The organism is Fulvivirga sp., from assembly GCF_040218215.1.
Taxonomy (GTDB): Bacteria; Bacteroidota; Bacteroidia; order Cytophagales; family Cyclobacteriaceae; genus Fulvivirga.
Genome location: NZ_JAVJQL010000011.1, coordinates 260,778 through 282,017, shown reverse-complemented (window position 1 = coordinate 282,017; position 21,240 = coordinate 260,778). Strand labels below are relative to the sequence as shown.

Below are 21,240 nucleotides of genomic sequence, written 5' to 3'. Positions count from 1 at the left end.
AAAAGTTAAGCGTCATTGCCATCCCGATAGCCATCTGGATCGCAATGACGAGGTTTTAATACTTTTGAGGCACCTTCTTTTTATTCGTTTATTTCAACCATGTAATTCTATATTCATCAAATTCATGCCCGAGTGCCACCTCTTTTATCATATCTACTGAAGGTGATAAAACCTTTGTTTTTCTTATAAGTGTATCCAGAAGACCCAACTGCAATGTGCCATTGAAAGTTTGAGTTCTTCTCATTACTATTTCTTTTGGTTTGTCCTCCAAAATCTCCCACCCTCTTCTCTTGGGGTCTTTTATTACAGTTACCGCCACTTGCTGCAATGCTTTCATCATTTCACTTGGTGTAGTGTTATCATTCACCATTTTCATGGACACCATGCTGCCATAAGCTGTTTCACCAATCTTTCTCCCTAACAATCTGGCATTTGCTTTACCTACCTGCGTTTCAATCCAGTTGCACATCTTGTTGTAAGTTTCCATTGGCACATGCTTCATAGGATCTGACAGGTCTAGGTCAGCAGCCATTTTTTTCAATGTGGCCTGATCAGATTTGCCTTCATATAAGTTGATTACATCCGAAACAAATGCTGCTATGAGCGTTACACCTTCTGTTGAATTATCCATTTTATTTACTTTTATTTTACGGTTTGTAGCGCAATATTAATACACAGAAAGAGGAGATTTTTATCGATGTAATATTTTTAATGATTTTACAATCAACAAGTTACAAATCGATAAAGTGATAAGCTTGGTAATAAGTGAAAACAAAAAAGACCTCTATTGAGGCCCTTTTAAGTGAGTTTAATTGATCCTATTCAGTGATACTCGCGGTACCAGATCCTGTACCTATTTTTATTTTTATATCGCTACTACCTCTTTGTGCAGTTTTCTTTATTACTTTCTGACTTCCATAATTGTCCAATTCTTCTGTTGAATCGAAATCAAAAGGTGCCTTTATTGTTCCATTTTTCTTATTAGCTCTCATTTCAACAAGCCCTTCTATGGCATTTCCATTAAAGTCCAGTTTTGAATTTCCAGAGCCACTGTTCAGCGAAATGTCAGCTTTTAGGGCACCTGCCAATTCAACTATAACATCGCCAGAACCAGAATTAAAGCCACTTGATTCTGAAACCAGAATACCTCTTGCATCAATATCTCCACTGCCCACATTGGCAGAGATTGCCCCTGATACATCATTAATATCTATATTTCCGCTCCCCGTATTTATTTTAATTTCTCCTTTTGATCCACTTACCCTAACATTTCCTGATCCGGTATTGGCCCTTAACTCACCACTAAACCCTCGCATTCTCATGTTGCCTGAACCGGCATTGCTTGTAATCTCTCCATTAATGTTATCAAAAACAAAGTCCCCAGACCCTGCATTAAGGCTCAATTCCAACTTTAAATCACTTGCTTCAAAATCACCAGACCCGGTATTGAATTTAATATCCATATCATCAGGAACTGTTAACGTCCAGGTAGATTCACCTCTGAATGACCCTCTGCCATTAAAATCTTCTTTGATTCTTAGCATGGTGCCGTTTTGCTCGAACTCAGGAGCATAATCATCACTATCATAAGTGTACTCTACGGTAACCAGCACCTTATCAGTATTTCCCTTTTTCAACAGACAGTCACCAGAGCTGGTAGACATGTTAATTTTATTTACGCCAGAAAATTCCTTTTCTATTTTTTGCTGCGCCATCAGAGAAGAAGCCAGCAGCATGATCATGGTTGTAATTTTGAGTTTCATAGTCTTATAATTTGAGTGCTCTCTATAGACTGACTAAATATTAAAAGGTTGCATCATCAACACTACTCTGTCTTTAAAGTATCTGCAGGGTTCAGTTGTGTAGCTTTTATCAACCTATAGCTAATGGTCAATAATGCAACACCAAAAGCACTTACTCCGGCTATAACAAAATGCTGCAACCCAATGGACATCTTGTAGGCGAAATTGTCCAGCCACAGCGTCATGAAATAATATGACAATGGTGAGGCTATACAAAAGGCTATTAAAATCTGAAGGGTGAAGGTTTTAGAAAGCATTACAAACAAATTTGATCCAGATGCTCCCAGTACTTTTCTAACGCCAATTTCTTTGGTTCTTTTTTGAATAATGAACGATGCCAGGCCAAACAACCCAAGACATGCTATAAAAATGGTGATGCCTGCTCCAATAGCAAATACATTGCTTGCCTGCCTGTCTTTCGCATAAAATAATGCCCACTGCTCACTTAAAAAGTGATATTCTATAGGTGAACCTGTATCAAAAGTATTATGCACTTCTGAAGCATGTTTTACCACTTCATCTGTATGTGCAGGATCAAATTTCAGTGAGAAATAATCTATAGACTGGTAAGCATTAGATTGGAAGCCTAAAACTATGGGGGCTATTTTATTGTGCAGCGACTGAAAATTGAAATCTTTAACAACTCCTATTATTTGGTACTGGCCAGTACTTCTATCAGATATTTCAACAAACTTGCCTACAGGGTTTTCCAAGCCCATAGACTCGACAAATGTCTCATTCACCAAAATATGTAAAGAATCTGCTTTTGTTGTACCAGAGAAGTTTTCACCGGCCGCCAACTCCATTTCATATAAGTCGAGCATAAACTCATCAAAACCCATAAAGTTGGTCCTTAACGAGTCCTGACTTCCCATATTCTTGATATAAATCTCCCTTAAGTTTTTCCACTCGCCAGGCACCCTGCTTGACACAGCCACTTGTGAAACATAAGGCGACTTGGCAAACTCAGTCCTCATGGTTTCAAAACGGCTCCTTACATTGCCACTGTTAATGTCCACCACCATCATCTGCTCATTATTAAATCCTAATGAGGCATTTTGAATGTAGTTGAGCTGATTAGAAGCAATTATGGTGGCTATAATCATGATAATAGAAAGTGAGAACTGAGTGATTACCAATATCTTTCTTAGTAAAACACTGCCAATACCAGTAGACATATCTCCCTTGAGAATATTTGCTGGTCTAAGTTTTGACATTAGAATGGCAGGATATGTACCTGCTAACAACCCTACAACAATGGTAAGCGCGAATAATAGGGTGAATATGCTGCCAAATGTTTCGACATTAAACTCAAAGGCCTTGCCTGTGAGCTCATTGAAATATGGGATTAGCAAATCCACAAGCCCTATAGATATAGCCAAAGCGATAAGCGCAATAACTGTAGACTCTGATAAGAATTGAGTAATCAATTGTCCTCTAATGGCACCAGAGGCTTTTCTAATACCAATTTCTTTACCTCTGTGAAGGGATTTGGCTGTAGCCAGGTTCATATAGTTGATGCATGCTATAATAAGCATAAAGCAGCCTATTGCAATAAAGATGTATACATAGGCAATCTGCCCTCTGCCAGTATCACTGGCAAACTCGATATCCTGAGATTTGAAATGCACATCCTTTAGTGGTTGCAGGTAAAAATTCCGCTCTTGCTCTGCATCAAAATATTTAGCCGTAAACTCAGGAATCTTATTAGAAATTTCTGCGGGATCTGTCTCCTCTCCCAAAACCATATAAGTATAGGCACCATAAGTGCGCCAGTTTTTATCAAACTCTGGAAACCATTCTTCGGTATTAGGTATTGATACAAATATTTTTGCCTGTAGGTGAGAATTCTGCGGCAGCTTTTTAATAACCCCGGTAACCACATTCATGATCTCACCTCCTGAGTCTACTTCTTTACCAATAGGGTCTTCATCATCAAAAAGGATTTTGGCCCATTCTTCATCAATAACCAAAGAATAGGGCTCTTTAAGTGCTGTTTCAGGGTCACCAGCTATCCATTCAAAATCAAAAACTTCAAACACATTTTGATCAGCAAAGAAGTAATCACGCTCATGATATCTGGTTTCGCCCTGCTGAAAGTTTATATGTCCACCAAACTTGAACAGGCGGGTATAATTTTCTATTTCAGCATAATCGGTTTTGAGTGCTTCACCCAGTGGCGGAGCGGTCATTCCAAAATACCTTGTTTCCTTTGCACTTTCATCAATTTCTACAACCCTGTAAATCTGATCTCGCTTAGAATACATGGTATCAAATGAAAGCTCATCAATAACCAGCAGAAACAAAAGGCTGCTACAGGTTATGCCTAGGGTGAGACCAAGAATATTGATAATAGAATACACCTTGTTTCTGGTGATATTCCTGATTGCGATTTTAAAATAATTTTTGAGCATGGTGTTGTTATTTTGAGTTTAGTCGTTCCTGAGGTTATCCACCGGATTGTTGAGTGCTGATTTGACGGTTCTTATACTTATAGTGGCAAGTGAGATAGAGATGATAACCGCACCCCCTATAGCATACACTAGTGGATTGACCTGTATCTTATATTCAAAATTAGATAGCCATTGATCTACCAGATAATGGGAAACCGGAGCCGCTATGCAATAAGCCAAAATGATCAATTTTAGGTATGAATTGGAAACCAACCATACAATATTGGACACATGAGCTCCAAATACTTTTCTAATGCTGATTTCCTTTTTCCTTGCTTCAAGACCAAGAGCGACAATACCAAATAGCCCCAAACAAGATAGGATAATGGTCATCAACATCGAATAACTGATAATACTTGCCCACTTTTCTTCAGACTCATACTGAGCCTCCATGGTATCATTTAAAAAGGAGTAGTCAAAAGGCAGGTCAGGTGCTACAACATTCCACTGCTGCTCGATATAGCTTAGCGCATCCTCTTTATTAACACCTGAGAGCTTTATAAAAATATGGCCTAAATCATCACTATCTGTGAAAGAGATGAGCATTGGGAAAATCTCCGTTTTTAATGAGGAATAGTTGAAATCTTCCATAATGCCTACCACCTGTGGGTCATCTTCCGGATTTCTGGTAAACCCTTCTATTTTATCGGCTATTTGTAATTCAAAATCTTTAGCACAAGCAGCGTTTATGATAACTTCATTCTTTGCAGCCTGACCATCAAATTCATTTCCTGAAGAGAGCTTGAGCCCGAGCGTTTTAATATAATCTTCGGTAACAGCAATCATCCCTACTCTTTTCTGCTCCCCTTTATAGGTAAAGCCTCTTCCACCCAGACCTGAAGGATCAGCAAAGGTTTGGTTGGCTGCTGCTATGGAATATATACCGCTATGGGTGGCCAGAGAAGTTTTAAGGTGGCTATAAATGCTAGTCTCACCAATTTTAGCATTCTTTAAACTAATAACCTGACGGCTATCAAATCCCAAATCTTTATTCTGCAAATAATCGGTTTGCTTTTGAATGACAATCATACCAATGACTAGCACAGTAGCAATTGCAAACTGTATAACGATTAACATTTTGGTGAAAGACCCGGCACCTTTGTGCTTTACCCCTGCCAATGTTTCTTTTATGTTGAATTTAGAAACAACAAAAGCAGGGTAAAATCCAGCCATAACGCCAATAAAAAGGCAAATAGACAACAAGGCTAATATTGAAGCCGGATTGAACAGAGCTCCTATTACAAGCTGCTTACCAGTTAGGTAATTAAATACAGGAAGTAACAAATCAGCAGAAAGTACCGCTATTAATAATGCAATGAAAGAGACAAAAATAGACTCCCCTAAAAATTGCCTGATAAGCTGCGATCGAACTGCACCTATTGTTTTTCTAAGGCCAACTTCTTTCACTCTATGCGTTGATCTTGCCAGACTTAGGTTCATAAAGTTAAAACAAGCTACACCCAACACACCTATGACGAGCCCTAACAATATATAGGAATACATTGGGTTACTGGAAGCTACAATACCTTCTAAAACTTCAGTATTAAAGTGAACATCAGCTAGTGGTTCTAACTGCAAAAATCTATAATCAGCAGTGCTCTTATACCCTCTTTCTTTTGCGACTTCGGCATTATAGGGATAATATTTACCCAACAAACTCTCGAGTTTCGAGTTTAAAGCAGCTGTACTCACACCATCATTGAGTAAAACATAGGTAATAATGGCTCCAAAGCCCCACTCATCTTTCCATTGCCTAAACTCTCCAACTTCGGCAATATGATCAAATGGCAATAGAACATCGAACTTGATGCTGGAATTAGAAGGTATATTCTCCACAACCGCAACAACATTGAACTCCACATATTGATCATCTATGCGAACTGATAAAGGTTTGTTTATTGGGTCAGCATCCCCGAAGTATTTAATGGCAGCCTTTTCGCTAATGACCACACTATTGATGTTGCCGACATTTATACTACCCTTTAGCACAGGAAAGTCAAAAATATCAAACACACTAAAGTCCGCGTAGAGCACTTCATCGTAAAAACTGGTTTCGCGTTGCTTTACATAATACTTGCCATCTCCGAAAGGCTTATAAAACCTGACGAACTCCTTTACTTCGGGAATTTCCTCTTTTAAGGCCGGGCCCATACCAATAGCATGAAAAATCCCTTGCCACTGAAGGCTGCCATCAGGAAGGTTTGTATGCTGCACCACTCTATAGATTGAATCACTTTTGCTGTTGAATTTGTCAAAACTGAGTTCATCATGAACAAACAGAAATAGTAGTAGCGAGCAGGTAAGACCAACTGCCAGACTAAGGATATTAATGACCGAAAAAAGCTTCTGTTTTAGTAAATTTCGAATAGCGATTTTAAAGTAGCTTATGAGCATTTTGTTGTTGTTTATAATGAGTATCTATTCCTCTCTAAGTGTTGTTGCCGGGTTAGTGTTGGCAGTTTTTATTACCTGATAGCTTACTGAGAACAACGCAAGAACAAACATGGTAATAGCTATAACTATAAATGGTGCGGCTCCTAGTTCAATTTTGAAAGTAAAATTTGCCAACCAATCAGAAGCAAGGAACCACGCTACCGGCAAGGCCACTATTAATGAAATTGCTATTAGTAGGGTGAATCTTCCTGATAGGGTAATGAATAATTGTGGCAGTCTTGCACCTAATATTTTTCTAACCCCTATTTCCTTTCTACGCTGACTGATATTGAGGTTTGATAGTGCGAACAGTCCAAGGCAGGAAATGAGAATTGAAAGTACTCCTGCTGATAAAATAATATGCCTTTGGCTCTCGTCTGATGCATATTGCTGTTTGTTGATATCCACCAGATATTCAAACTCAAATGGTCTGTCCACAAAAATATTACTCCATGCCTGAGCTACTTTTTTCTGACCAACAGCCAAACTTCCTGGCTTCAATTTGATCATAATTCTCTGCATTCTCATATCAGCATTGGTATGCAAAATGAGAGGGTCTACTGCAGCGTGCATCGACTCAAATTTCACATCATCAATAACACCAATAATCATTGGGTTATCAAAGCCATCAAACCTGTTAAATGGAATAGTAGTACCTACTGCATCCTCAAGATTGATATCAAAGGCCTTTAACAGGCTTCTGTTTACAATAACAGTATTTGTCTGGTTATTAGCAGCATGCTTGCTAAACCTGCTACCATTTATAACGTCTAATTCCAGGGTATTAAAAAACTCCGGATCAACACGGTAAACATCAGTATTTACCTGATCTTCACCAATCATAACTCTGGCGTTGGTCCATCCCATTGGCGATATCGAAACTATCTCTGGTTGAAATTCAAGATCGGCACGCATTCGCTTAAGCACTTTGTCACCATCAACATCCTTAACATACAGGGCCATAATATCTTGGTCATTATAACCCCTATCAGAATCAAGGAAAAAATTGATTTGTTCGGTCATTATGTATGCTCCGAAAGTAAAAATGATGGCAAGAGAAAACTGAAGCACAACCAATGTCTTGATCAACAGCCCTCCTTTATTGGATCTCTCCTGACCTTTGAGTGCTTTTACGGCATTAAAACGGGATACTATCAGTGCAGGGTACCCTCCGGCCATAGCTACAATAAGCAAAACTAGTCCGGTAATAAAACTTATCAGTTCGATATTAAACTGACCACTCAATGTCAAGGATGTGTTGGTGAGCTGACTGAAGTAAGGCAACAGCAAGTCTGTTAGTAATAAAGCAAAGAACAGAGACACTAAAACATAAAGAAATGCCTCTCCTAAAAACTGCAATGCAAGTTGCCTTTTGGTTGCACCAATTGTCTTCCTTAATCCAATCTCTTTGGTGCGTGGCAACGCCATACCAATTGACAGGTTTGTATAATTGATACTAGCTATTATCACTATGAATGAAGCTATGGCCAAAAGTACCCACGAGGTACTTTTCTTTCCACTTTCCGAAAACCCTCTCACATTCTCATTTAAGTATATATCATGTAAGGGTTGAACAGAAACGGCATAATTCATTCTGCTCTCTTCTGGGAAATGTGTTCTTGCAATAGCAGTAATTTTATCATTAAAATCAGCCTTACTAAAACCTTCATTCATTTGAAAATAAGTAGGTACTCCCCAGGCATTCCAGCTGGTTAGCCAGTCACCACCAGCAGTCTGAATAAACTTTTCAAAAGGCAATAAAATATCAAATTGTATTGAAGAATTGCCCGGTATTTTTTTAACAACTCCTTTAATGGTAATTGGCATGTACTCATCGTTGAGTTGCACAGAGAAAGTATTACCCACAACTTCCAAAGTATTAAACCATTTCATGGCATAGGCTTCAGAAATAATGGCTGTATTAGGATCATTGAATAATGATTTATACTCACCCCGTACCAATGGAAATGTAAAGACAGAGAAAATGTCTGGGTCGGCATAGGTAAAGGACTCCTCACTATATTGCTCATTAACCCTCATCAGCGCTAAGGCGCCCTTTAAACGCACATATTTATTTATTTCCGAAGTGTTACTGGCAAACTCGGGTGCCATGGCGGCTGCTACGGCTCCTAGTTCCCGCCAGTCCCCATCGGCACTTCTTTTAGACTTAACATTGAGGCGGTAGATGCTCTCATGATTTTCGTGAAAAGTATCATAAGTAAATTCACTTTTCACAAAAAGATATACCAGTAATGAACAAGCAAGGGCCACGCTTAATCCGACAACATTTACTATAGAGTAAACCTGTCTTTTGCTGAAATTTCTGAACGCAATTTTTAAATAGCTTTTGAGCATTTTTTCTGATTTATGTTATTCGCCCCTAAGGGTATTAACTGGGTTGGCTTGTGCAGCCTTTATCGTTTGGAAACTCACAGTTACCAAAGCAATGAACAGTGTAGAAACTAGTGAAATAACAAATATCATCGGGTTGATTTCGGTATGGTAAGCAAAGTCATTCAACCACTGCTGACCATAGTACCAGACCACCGGAGCGATTAAGATATTAGCGATAACAATTAGGTAAGCAAACTCCTTAGACAGCAGACCAGCCAGCCCAATGGTATCTGCACCAAGTACTTTTCTAATCCCTATCTCCTTAGTTTTTGAAAGCACCATAAAGGACACCAGACCTAACAGGCCAATTACTGCTATGAGTGTGGTTAGAACTGCAAATACAATAAGTACCGTCATCAATCTATCTTCAGACTTATATTGTTTATCAAATTCCTGATCTAAAAAGAAATATTCGTAGGTATAATCGCCCAAATACTCCTTCCATAGTTCTGATGACTTTGCTATAAGGTCAGAAGTTTTGCCAGTGCTGAATTTAACAGCATAGTATCGACCATAATTTTCAGCCTCATATTCCATTACCTGTGCCCAAATCTCATCTTGCAGGCCGAGACCGTGAAAATCCTTAACCACCCCTATTACTGTGCCTGATGGGTGACTTGACGGTGAAGTAATCTTCTTTCCAAGGGCGTTCATTGGTGTCTCCCACCCCATTTCTTTTACTGTAGTTTCATTTATAATTACAGCATCAGACATGTTTTTATTAGGGTCAAAATTTTCACCGGCTATGAGTTCTAAATCCAACACTTTCAAATAATCATGGTCAACAGCCATGTATTCAGTATCTACCTGCTCGCCTTCCTGTTCTTCTCCCGGATAGGCCCACTGACCCAACCAACCGGGCCGACCTGGTAATGCATTATTAAAAGAAACATATTCAACAGAAGGCAGCTGCTCAATGGCATTTTTAAAAGCCTGGTGCGAGGCTGATTTTGGAACTCTAGTAGCATCAAGTACAAGCACCTGTTCCTTACCAAATCCTAAATCCTGATTTCTCATGAAGTCAAGCTGGTTGATCACCGTAATTGTTGCCAGTACCAGTCCACAAGACACAAAAAATTGAAAAACAACCAATGACCTTCTTAACTGAACACCTTTTGCGCTGGATTGCATCTTACCTTTTAAGACCTGCACCGGGTTGTAGCCAGACAATACTACTGAAGGGTAATACCCAGATAACAAAGTGACCAATAGTGTTAGCAGTACGCCTCCAACAATTATATTGGCATTGAATAAACTACTAAGCATGTAATTTTTATCCATAAGCTGATTAAAAAATGGAAGTATTACATCAATAAGTATAGCAGCGATAAAAAGGGCAGCCAAGGTGAGTATAAAAGCCTCACTCATAAACTGGCCAATTAATGAAGCACGGCTGGAGCCTACAATTTTTCTAAGCCCAACTTCCTTGGCTCTGTAAATTGATCTGGCTGTAGTAAGGTTAATAAAATTGATGCAAGCCAATAGCAACACAAAAACAGCTATTCCAGACACCAGATAAATTTTACCCATAGAGCCTTTGGGGCCAAAACCATTACCAATATCTTCACTCAGGTATATATCATTTAGCGGAACAAGTTCAACATTGAATTTCATCCCCATTTCAGCAAGCCAATCACCTACATGCTCCATGTACATGCTTTTCGCCTTTTGCTGTAATCCGCTAACATCAGCCCCTTCTTTTAAAAGGATGTAATTTCTAACATTAAAATTTCCCCAGCCCTCACTGTAGCTGAACCAATCGTCAAGTTTCTCATAAGATTTAAATGACATGAGCATATCAAATTGAATATGCGACTGTTCAGGAACATCTTTTATAACCCCGGTAATAGTAAAGTCAAGCGAGTCGCGAATGGTGAGTGTTTTTCCTAATACCACATCAGTGCCGAAATAGCGCTTCTTCATTTCTTCAGTAATCACAATATTAAATGGAGCACTAAGCGCCTCCGAAGGAGTGCCTTCTACAAAATCAAAAGTGAATATGTTAAAGAAATCTTCACCAGCATAATGAAGATTATGCTCGTAACGCTTGTTTTCATAGCTAACCATCATAGATGATCCAGCGTTGCGCGTATAAACAACTTTCTCTACTTCAGGGTAATCATCCTTTAAGATGGTTGCAACCGGCCAGGCATTGGTTTCCATTGTGCCACCTTCAGGATTGTCAGTTACTATTTTATAAATCCTGTCACCTTTTGTATGAAACTTATCAAAACCAAGTTCATCAGTCACATACAGAATGATTAAAATACCAACAGTTAACCCCATGGCTAAGCCAAACAAGTTGATCAAAGTATATACTTTAAATCTTTTCAGGTTTCTAACCGCAATGTTGAGGTAGTTCTTAAGCATAATGTTGAGGTATTAAATGCCAAAAATTAGATTATGATCTATTAATGCCAAGTAAAGTGCCAAAAAACATAACATATTGTTTTTCAGCTATTTAAAGCTCTATAAAGAGTAATAAATCGGCCAAGTGCCCATTGACAAAACACTTAAGTGCCCATAAATGGGCACTTATTCACTCCTCAATGAGTCTGAAGGATTGATGCGCATGGCCTTATAAAGTTGTGATCCAACGGTAGCCAACACGACTAAAAGCACCATTACAAAACCAGTAAGTATTATTTGGAGTCCAAAATCTATGCGGTACACATTAGTACTCAACCACAAATCATTAACGAAATAACTCAACGGTCCGCCTATGGCATAGGCAATGATCATGAGTACTAAAAAGCTTCTGCCAACCGTTGAGAGAATACTAAAACCAGAGGCTCCTAATACTTTTCTAATCCCTATTTCTTTGGTTTTATTTTGTACCTGATAGATGACCATTCCTAATAACCCAAGACATGCCAATGACACCACAATTATGGTTACATAACCAGTGACCATTAACAGGGCTTCAAAATGACCATAACTTAATTTCAGATCATCCTTATACATGGAGTATTCAAATGGACGGGTGGTATGTTCCTTCCAAACCTTTTCAATATCACTGATAAGTTGGTTGGTATTACCACCAGACAGCAACACTGCACTGTTGGCATAATCAGGTAAATGCCTAAGGGCCATGGGGCCTATTTCCTCATCTAGCCGTTCGTAGTGAAAATCCTTTATCACCCCAATTATCTGCAAAGGGTTATCATTGATCAAAATGGACGCACCAATAGCATCAATAGGTGACTCCCACCCAAGTCGTTTCACTGCTTTCTCATTGATAATTATATAAGACTCCTCTTCGGGCATCTGACCTGGAAAATCATTTCCTGCCAGCAGGTTGAGATTCATCATTTCTAAATAATGATCCCCAATAGCAAAATAGCTCATCGGAAATGGTTGATCGTCACCCTTTAATTTGGCATCTGATGTGTTATTTGTACCTAAAGCTGGAAGGTGCGACACACTGGATACCAGTTTCGCAGACGATAATGCAGAAAGTGCAGGCTGAATTTTTTCAAACTCCACACCCTGTAAATGAACATTAACAATACCCTCCGTTCTGAAGCCATGATCCTTATTCAGTACAAATTTGAGCTGCATGTAAACCGTCATCATGGTAATCACAAAAAAGATAGAAATAGCAAACTGCGCTACCACCAATACCTTTCTGATATCAAATTTTGAAAACCAACTCTTTTTAGAAGTGTAACTTGACTGCAATGTCTTTTTGAGGGCAGAAAGAGGCTGGGTTGCGGAGAATACAAGTGCTGGAATAATGCCTGATACAAGTCCCGCTATGATCACAAACCCCAAAAACCACCATATCAAATTAGATGTTTCATTAAAACTCATAGGTGCACCTAGTGAGGCAAAGTAGCTGTTCATAGTCGGCACAATAAACTGAACCATCAGATCGGCAAAGAAGAAAGACAAAACCGCAATTAATGCCGCCTCAATCATAAACTGACCAAAGATATGCCAGCGCAAGGCACCTACCACTTTGCGAACTCCTATCTCTTTAGATCGGTTCATTGCACGCGCAGTAGTAAGATTAGCATAGTTAAAACACGCTGAACAAAGTACTATTAAAGAAATGCCCAACATCATATAAATCACAAAATTGGGCAAGCCAAATCCTGTGGTATTGCTCAATAAAGGGCCGGGCGTTATGCCAGTAAGAGGCTGAAGTAAAAAAGTATATTCAAATTTTCCATCCTTTTCATAATTTTCAGTGGCAGCAGTTTTCATAAAATCGCTGATCGTGCTAAGTTCCGCTCCATCCTTCACCTCTATATAAATGTAGCTGTCATATATGGCCTGCCAATCGTCCAGACCTGTATAGGCAGATGTATCTCGCTGCTGCAAAGCCTTCTGATAGCCAATGGAGGCAAGTGCATCAAAAGTCAAATGCGTTTTTCCCGGCAGCTTTTCCAAAACCCCGGTCACGACAAATTCGCCTTTATTTTCAACTAAAATAACCTCATTTAAAGGATCCTTGTCTCCAAACAATTTGGCCGCCAACTCCTCCGTAAGCACAACAGAATTAGGAAGTGTAAATGCCTCTTTGCTGTTTCCCTTGGCTAGCGGAAAATCAAAAATCTCAAAGAAGCCATTGTCTGTATAATATCCATTAAATGGTATTTGTTTTTCATTCCATTCTGACACACCATTAAACCTACTCTGAATACCGGTAATACTTTCAATGCCAGTATGTTCCTTTAGCTTATCTAATAATGGATAGGCCGTTGTGGCTGTTGACCACAGGTACTCCTTCTCCTGCAGCCTGTCAGTTATGACCCTGTAAGTCTTGTCCTTCTTAGCATGAAAATCATCATAAGAGTACTGATCCGCTACAATTAAAATTAGTAATAAGCATACTGACATGCTTATTGACAATCCTACAATATTGATAATGGAAATGGTTTTGTTGCGCGTAATGTTGCGCAAGGCAACGAGAAAGTAATTTTTTATCATAATGCAATCTACTTACCAATACAGATGCCATAATTACTAATTAACTGATTTACAGTCATTTACAATTATATTTAAATGCCTAATATACAAAACTGTCCATGTATAAAACATTCAACCGCCCATTATTGGACATTTATTATGATTTTAGGCTCTAAAGAAATTAGATTTACGAAACAGGTATAGTTAACCATCTAATAATCCTTGGAGGCTTAGTAGATTAAATTACACTATTAAGATGGCAGATTATCATGCTCCGTTTGAATATGAAGGCTACTACCACATTTACAATCGTGGTAACAACAAGGAAAACCTATTCCTGAATGAGCATAATTATGCATACTTTATGTCCAGATGGAAAAAATACATCCTTCCATTCTCAAGAGTATTAAGCTATTGCTTAATGCCTAATCACTTCCATTTTTTAATAAAAATAAAAACCGAAGAAGAAGTTAAAGCTTTATTGAAAAGTAGGTCGGCATCTACCAAGCCTTCAAGGATTAGTAGGTCGGCATTGGAAATATTGGATATAAATAAATTGTTAGAAGATCAATTTAAAAATTTATTCAGTGGCTACACTCTAGCAATTAATAAACAAGAAAATAGAACCGGAAGCCTTTTTCAAAAGAGGTTTAGAAGAATTAGAGTTGATTCGGAAAAATATCTTTTAATCCTAATTCACTATATCCATCGTAATCCAATACATCATTCATTTGTCAATAAATATGGTAAATGGAGATACTCTTCGTATAATGATCTATTGAGTTATGACAATAGCTTTGTCGATCCTGAGTCTGTTTTTGATTGCTTTGGAGATAAGGAGTTATTTCTAAAATTTCACAATGACTCTAAAAATTATAATGAGATTAAAGAATTAATTATTAACGAATAAATCATCCACTAATCCTAAAAAAGGCTTAGTAGATTTAGAATAAATAGTCAACTAATCCTTAAATGCTTAGTTGACTTCAAGAATATGGCCAAGTCAAAAGGTAACTTACTAATTGTAGATGATGATGACATGATATTGCTGTCAGCGCAGCTATTGCTGGAGCAGTATTATACAGAGGTACGCAAAATCAACAACCCAACACAGATAGAAGAAGCCTTCAAAGAACATACTTTCGATCTGGTGCTTTTGGACATGAACTTCAAGCAAGGCGAAACCTCAGGCAATGAAGGTTTACAATGGCTTGAACGAATAAAGGAAATAAGCCCATCAACCAACGTTTTGCTCATGACGGCTTACGGGGAAGTCGATATTGCCGTTGAAGCTATGAAAAAAGGTGCTATTGATTTTATTGTCAAACCCTGGCAGAATGAGAAGCTGATTGTTACCGTTCAAAATGCTCTGAAGTTGGCCTCCCAGGAAAAGCGTGTTAAGCAGCTTGAAATACGAGAGCAGGCTATAAGTTCAAACATAGACAATGAATACCGTGAAATGATTGGCTCATCAGCAGCCATGAAAGGTATTCAAAACATGATTAGCAAAGTAGCTCCAACTGATGCTGATGTTTTGATATTAGGGGAAAACGGAACAGGTAAAGAGGTAGCTGCCCGAGCCCTTCATAAAAAATCTGGTAGGGCAAAAGAGATTTTTATAGCGGTAGATCTGGGTACAATTCCAGAGCATTTGTTTGAAAGCGAGCTGTTTGGCCATAAAAAAGGAGCTTTTACAGATGCCAAAGAAGAGCGCATAGGCCGATTTGAAGCCGCCTCTGGAGGCACCATTTTTTTAGATGAAATAGGTAATATTCCATTGCATCTGCAAAGTAAGTTGCTCACTGTTCTTCAGCGCAGACAAATCACTAAAGTAGGTGACAATACACCTACAGATATTGATGTGCGTGTAATCTGCGCTACAAACATGAATTTACAGGAGGCCGTAAATAATGGCGATTTCAGAGAGGATTTACTATATAGAATTAACACGGTAGAAATTGACCTTCCCTCTTTGAAAGAAAGGATAGAGGACACTGCTGAGCTAGCAGACCATTTTCTAAAAAAATACGAGAAGAAATATCATAAAAATGCGCTGTCTATTAGCAAGGAAGCTATTGGGGCTTTGAAGAAACACAGCTGGCCAGGCAATATAAGAGAGCTTCAACATGCTGTAGAACGCGCTGCAATACTTGCCGAACATGATGTACTCAATGCTAGTGACTTTGCATTTTTAAGGCGTACCGAAGCTTCAAATAGTGAGTTTGACAATTTCAACCTGGAGAATATTGAAGCCTGGGCCATCAAAAATGCCATCAAAAAACACAACGGCAACATAAGTCATGCAGCTAAGGAGCTAGGGCTTTCAAGAGGAGCTATGTACCGAAGAATGGAGAAATACGGATTATGATAAAAAACTTCAGACTTAGCGTACTAATTCGGCTTCTGATCATCTCAGCACTAATTACACTATTAGTATATTTTCTATTGGTGGATGTAAGATACTTGCGATCAGTTTATATCGTATTCTTTTTGGTAGTTGCTATCATAGAGTTTATCTGGTACGTTGACAAAACAAACAGGGATTTTACGTCCTTTTTATTATCCCTATTGCAGGAAGATTTTACAACCACTTTTCAGGAAAAAGGGAAAGGTAAATCTTTCAAAAATCTATATGGGGCACTTAACAAGATCACCAAGAAATTTGAACAGATCAGCTCCGCTAAAGAAATTCAGCACCTATATCTTGAAGCACTGGTGGACCACCTCAGGGTTGGGATTATCAGCTTCGATAAAAACGGCAAAATCCATATGATGAATCTGGCATTGCAAAAAATGTTTGACAGACCTCAAATGGCATTTTTAAGTAATCTAAGTGGTATTGATGAGCGTCTCCCTAATCTACTGTTGGAAATCAAACCCAAAGAAAATCGATTGCTCAAGGTGAAGGTCAAAGATGAGCTACTTCATTTATCCATACACGCTTCAGAATTTCTTTTGGATAAGGAGTTTTACAAACTGATTTCTATCCAAAATATTAAAAATGAATTGGACTCAAACGAGCTTGACGCCTGGCAAAAACTCATCCGTGTGCTGACACATGAGATTATGAATTCTGTAACCCCTATTACCTCACTTTCCGGAACGCTCAGACAGATTGTAGAAAACTCCCCTCATGATGATCAAACTATTGATAAAGTTACCCAGGGTCTTGAAGCCATTGAATTGAGAAGCAAGGGACTACAGAACTTTACTGATGCTTACAGAAAGCTCACCAAAATCCCAACCCCAAACTATACCAGTTTAAATCTTGATAAGCTCTTTAAAAGAATTATAATCCTGGTTCAGGACCAATCAAAAGACATTGAGATAAAAATAGAAATTGCTCAAGAAATGCAAATTATGGGTGATAAAGATTTGCTAGAGCAAGTGTTTATAAACCTTGTGAAAAATGGCATTGAGGCTCTTGAAGGAAGAAAATTACCTGTCTTGCGAGTAAAGGCCTGGCAGGACGATCAGACCCACATTGCTATTTCTGATAATGGCAGCGGCATAGATGAAGATAAAATTGATAAGATTTTTATACCGTTTTTCACTACCAAAAAAGAGGGTTCTGGTATTGGGCTGGCCCTATCACGACAAATCATCAGACTACATAATGGTAACATTGGTGTGACTTCAGTGCCTGGTGAGGGAACTACCTTTATTGTATCCATTTAAGCCACTTAACTAAAATTGGAAGTATATAAATTGTTCACCACTACCTTGTGCAATAACCAATAGAATAAACATGGCTGCCCAAAAAACCCCAAGAAGCCATTTAGGAGTTTTGCCTGCCACTTCTTTTACAGAGGTATTTCTCATAAACCAATGGCACAAAAACATAATACTCACAACTGAAAACACCTTAATAATAGTGCCTGACCATAAGACTTTCTCGCCAGCAGTATTTATAAAAAGCATTGCGCTCAACATGTTGGTAGCATTTTCAAAAGTAGTAGCTCTAAAAAACACCCAGGTAATATTGACCAAGGTGTAAGTGGCCAAGGCCAATAGAATTCCATTCCAGCCATTAATCTTAATTGAAATTTTTTGTTTAAGCAGCCTTTCAATAATAAGATAAAGTCCATGAAGCAGCCCCCAAAATATAAAAGTCCATCCTGCACCATGCCATAAGCCGCCCAATAACATGGTCAGCATCAGGTTAACATAGGTTCTTGCTACTCCATTTTTATTTCCGCCCAATGGCACATAAAGGTAATCTCTTAACCAACTTGAAAGAGAAATATGCCATCGCTGCCATAAATCTGAAAAACCAATAGCAGCATAAGGGTATTTAAAATTATCAGGTAACACAAAACCTAACATTAAAGCTATGCCGATAGCACAAGTTGAATAACCCGCAAAATCAAAAAATATCTGACCTGAAAATGCCAATGTACCTGTCCATGCATCTAAAGGATTAACTATCGAGGCAGTATTAAAAACATCATCTGAAGTAGTTGATAACAATACATCCGCTAAAACTACCTTTTCGAACAAACCCAATGTTAGCAAAAATAACCCCCAGGTGAATTGCCTGGAGGTAGCTCGCTTTGGTTCATAAAACTGTGGAACAAGATCTTCGGATCTAACTATCGGTCCAGCTACTAATTGTGGAAAGAAGGTCACGTATAAAGCAAAGTCTAAAAAAGTATTGGCTGGTTTAATTTTACCATAATACATGTCAATGGAATATGACATGGTTTGGAATGTATAGAAAGATATCCCCATAGGCAGTATAATATCCATTTCCAAAGACTGGAATTCAAACCCCAAAAGGCCAGTTAGCATTTGAAAATTTTCAATTAAAAAGCCTCCGTATTTAAAGAAAACCAGAAACCCCATATTAACAAGAATGCTCAACAACAACCACATTTTTCGATTGGCTTTATTAGTGGAAGCATGCAGCTTATTACCTGCTATCCAATCAACAACCGTAGATATCCATAGTAAAATGACCAAAGGAGGATTCCACAAGCCATAAAAAATATAACTGGCAAGAAGGAGCATTCTTTTCTTATTTGCCCAAGGCAGTGGCATATAATAGAAAAACATAACGACCAGTAAAAAAACAATAAAGCCAAGTGAATTAAACAGCATATTTTACCAGGTTAATGTTTATGATTTATAATTTGAGAAGAGGTGATTATAGGACACCATCTGCTTGTAAAATTTTAACTAATTCAGTGGTATATATTCTTGCATCAGGTGTTGATAAATGTGACCACTCAGGGGTGTAGAATTGATCTAGTTGCGGATAGTCTTCAAAATGATAGGCTGGACAATTTGCTTGTTCTATAAACTCATCCCACCATTCTGATCTTGGGTAAACATCCTTTTCATAGCTTCTTACCCCACCATGCGAAGGGTTTCTAGTAATAATAACCTTACCACCTCTAGCTTTAAAAGTCTCTATTAGTTTGAGGTAGAAGTTAAAAATACTTTGCTTATGATCAACAAAGCGGTTAACGGAATCTGTATCAAACATCCAGGCTCTTTGAATAATTGCTGCAAATGCTGTATCGGTAACTACCTTATCCAACATCGTAGTATTTCTCTCAAAATCACAATAAGAAAACCGAGGAAATGGTGGCCCTGATTTAGTCCTATCATTGGTATTGCTCCATTCCCTTACCATTGATTTCAAATCAGGATCACCCTCTTCACCTGTGGTAAGAAAGGCAAAAAATGGCTGAAGAGAATATGATACTTGATGATTAAATAACTGCGCGTAGGTACGTTTATTGTAATAATCAACCCACTCCTTGCCTCGCCACCAAGCAAATAAAGAGTCGGCTTTGGGCACAAAAAACATATCAGGAGTTACATTTAATAAAATCGTACCGTTAAATTCAGTAGTGATTACAATATCTTCTAAAACGGCCCCGGGGCCTCTGCCATCAGCACTAAGCATTAAGGGTCTTATGCCGGTCAATGCCTCCCATTCATTCAGTTGAATATCAAAATGCCCACGTGAGGCACTTACTGAAACTAGTTGATTTGGATTATTATCTTCCAAATTAGCCCGGGTTTCAGCCCAAAGTTCTTTGGTGTCCTCCATTGTAGCTACAAAACCTTGCTCCCTGCAGTACCACTCCCAGCCACTAAGAAAAACTATGGATAAGATTATGCCTATTAAAAGAGACCGGTTTATAGAAGGATATTCCATTTTACTCTACATTTAATCTCACAAGGTAGAAATAAATTCCAGAACTACTATCTACTCCGCTGATAATTAATAAGTTACAAGCTATCTATCCTTAACTCTATACATAAATTTTAACCCTGACCATGTTTCATCAACGGCACAAACTTTTACGTCAACCAAACCATGGCTTAGGCCATATTCCCGGACGATATTACCGTCTAAATCGGTCTCGATTTTAGAAGCCTTCTTAGGCCATGATACCCACATAATACCATTTTTAGCCAACCGGGCTTTGCACTGATCGAAGTGATTTTCAAGATCATTAAATTTTAATGCAAATAAGTGAATGAAATCCACCGGTTTAGCGTTATCTAGTTCGGTGATTATCTCAGGAAGATCATCAAACAGGGTTGGGTAATAATCTGGTTCGTCAACAAGTAATACTCTAAAACCCGCTTTGATACCAAGTTTTTTTGCCAAAGGTGTTCCTGAATAACCTGTAGTCATGTTTTATTATGTGATTTGTTTTTATATTTGAAAATAGGCAATCAGAACAGTTTTGACAAAAAACAAAATACTATGAGAACTTTAATATTCGTACTAGGCCTTTTCTTAATTCAATCCTGCGCTGATGTTTCTGAAAAAAGTGACTACACAGGAAGAGAGTACACCTACGCATTGATACAATCGGCAGACTTCCCAATTAGTGGTAGTGCAACATTTTATGAAAGAAATGATGGAACCACGGAAATTAAAGTTACTCTTAGTGGTACAGAAGGAGATATTTCCCACCCTGTGCATTTTCATTATGGTAATGTGAGTAACCCTGACGCAGAAATTGCCATTGTGTTAACCCCTGTATTTGGTAAAACTGGTGAGAGCATAACTATAGTTAAAACTTTGATGGATGAAACTACTCTTAGTTACGATGACTTAGTAAACTTCGATGGCCATATCAAAATCCATCTTGATGACGGACCAAATAAAAATACAATTCTAGCTGCTGGCAATATTGGCAGTGCTTCAAAAGGTAAACTTACCGGAAGGAAAGATATTGCGGTTTGCAAATCTGAATAGCATCAAAACCGACCACCTT

The 21,240-nt window shown here is 38.3% G+C and carries 14 protein-coding genes; 4 read left to right on the top strand and 10 right to left on the bottom strand.

Annotated elements, in window-relative coordinates:
- Positions 1-88 precede the first annotated feature (88 nt).
- From RIB54_RS05900 to RIB54_RS05870, 7 genes are all read right to left on the bottom strand, one after another.
- Positions 89-631, bottom strand: a complete 543-nt coding sequence (locus RIB54_RS05900) for a hypothetical protein (protein WP_350066853.1) — start codon at positions 629-631, stop codon at positions 89-91.
- Between the two features lie 187 nt (positions 632-818).
- Positions 819-1,763, bottom strand: a complete 945-nt coding sequence (locus RIB54_RS05895; RefSeq protein ID WP_350099702.1) for a DUF4097 family beta strand repeat-containing protein — start codon at positions 1,761-1,763, stop codon at positions 819-821.
- Positions 1,764-1,825: 62 nt separating this feature from the next.
- Entirely contained in the window at positions 1,826-4,216 is a 2,391-nt protein-coding gene (locus RIB54_RS05890; RefSeq protein ID WP_350099701.1) for an ABC transporter permease, read from the bottom strand.
- Positions 4,217-4,234: 18 nt separating this feature from the next.
- Complete coding sequence (locus RIB54_RS05885) at positions 4,235-6,649, bottom strand: ABC transporter permease (RefSeq protein ID WP_350099700.1); 2,415 nt, start codon at positions 6,647-6,649, stop codon at positions 4,235-4,237.
- 24 nt (positions 6,650-6,673) lie between these two features.
- Positions 6,674-9,043 carry an ABC transporter permease gene (locus RIB54_RS05880; RefSeq protein ID WP_350099699.1) on the bottom strand — a complete coding sequence of 790 codons (2,370 nt, stop codon included), beginning with the start codon at positions 9,041-9,043 and terminating at the stop codon, positions 6,674-6,676.
- 15 nt (positions 9,044-9,058) lie between these two features.
- Positions 9,059-11,452: an ABC transporter permease gene (locus RIB54_RS05875; protein ID WP_350099698.1), complete on the bottom strand. Its 2,394-nt coding sequence runs from the start codon at positions 11,450-11,452 to the stop codon at positions 9,059-9,061.
- A gap of 165 nt (positions 11,453-11,617) precedes the next feature.
- On the bottom strand, positions 11,618-14,017 hold the full coding sequence (locus tag RIB54_RS05870) for an ABC transporter permease (protein WP_350099697.1): 2,400 nt from the start codon (positions 14,015-14,017) through the stop codon (positions 11,618-11,620).
- A gap of 235 nt (positions 14,018-14,252) precedes the next feature.
- On the opposite strand from RIB54_RS05870, the gene RIB54_RS05865 reads away from it, so the two are divergent.
- The 3 genes from RIB54_RS05865 to RIB54_RS05855 all read left to right on the top strand — a co-directional run bounded on the left by RIB54_RS05865 (position 14,253) and on the right by RIB54_RS05855 (position 17,674).
- Positions 14,253-14,906: a transposase gene (locus RIB54_RS05865; protein WP_350099696.1), complete on the top strand. Its 654-nt coding sequence runs from the start codon at positions 14,253-14,255 to the stop codon at positions 14,904-14,906.
- Positions 14,907-14,990: 84 nt separating this feature from the next.
- On the top strand, positions 14,991-16,364 hold the full coding sequence (locus tag RIB54_RS05860; protein ID WP_350099695.1) for a sigma-54-dependent transcriptional regulator: 1,374 nt from the start codon (positions 14,991-14,993) through the stop codon (positions 16,362-16,364).
- Positions 16,361-17,674 carry a sensor histidine kinase gene (locus tag RIB54_RS05855; protein WP_350099694.1) on the top strand — a complete coding sequence of 438 codons (1,314 nt, stop codon included), beginning with the start codon at positions 16,361-16,363 and terminating at the stop codon, positions 17,672-17,674. The genes RIB54_RS05860 and RIB54_RS05855 overlap by 4 nt, the downstream gene beginning before the upstream one ends.
- A 9-nt stretch (positions 17,675-17,683) precedes the next feature.
- On the opposite strand, the gene RIB54_RS05850 is transcribed toward RIB54_RS05855, so the two are convergent.
- From RIB54_RS05850 to RIB54_RS05840, 3 genes are all read right to left on the bottom strand, one after another.
- On the bottom strand, positions 17,684-19,096 hold the full coding sequence (locus RIB54_RS05850; protein ID WP_350099693.1) for an MBOAT family O-acyltransferase: 1,413 nt from the start codon (positions 19,094-19,096) through the stop codon (positions 17,684-17,686).
- Between the two features lie 46 nt (positions 19,097-19,142).
- The gene (locus RIB54_RS05845) at positions 19,143-20,165 is read right to left on the bottom strand and encodes a hypothetical protein (RefSeq protein WP_350099692.1); all 1,023 of its coding nucleotides are present in this window, start codon (positions 20,163-20,165) and stop codon (positions 19,143-19,145) included.
- Positions 20,166-20,246: 81 nt separating this feature from the next.
- Positions 20,247-20,651, bottom strand: a complete 405-nt coding sequence (locus RIB54_RS05840) for a DUF3052 domain-containing protein (RefSeq protein WP_350070105.1) — start codon at positions 20,649-20,651, stop codon at positions 20,247-20,249.
- A gap of 72 nt (positions 20,652-20,723) precedes the next feature.
- On the opposite strand from RIB54_RS05840, the gene RIB54_RS05835 reads away from it, so the two are divergent.
- The gene (locus RIB54_RS05835; protein WP_350099691.1) at positions 20,724-21,221 is read left to right on the top strand and encodes a hypothetical protein; all 498 of its coding nucleotides are present in this window, start codon (positions 20,724-20,726) and stop codon (positions 21,219-21,221) included.
- The last annotated feature ends 19 nt before the right edge of the window (positions 21,222-21,240 follow it).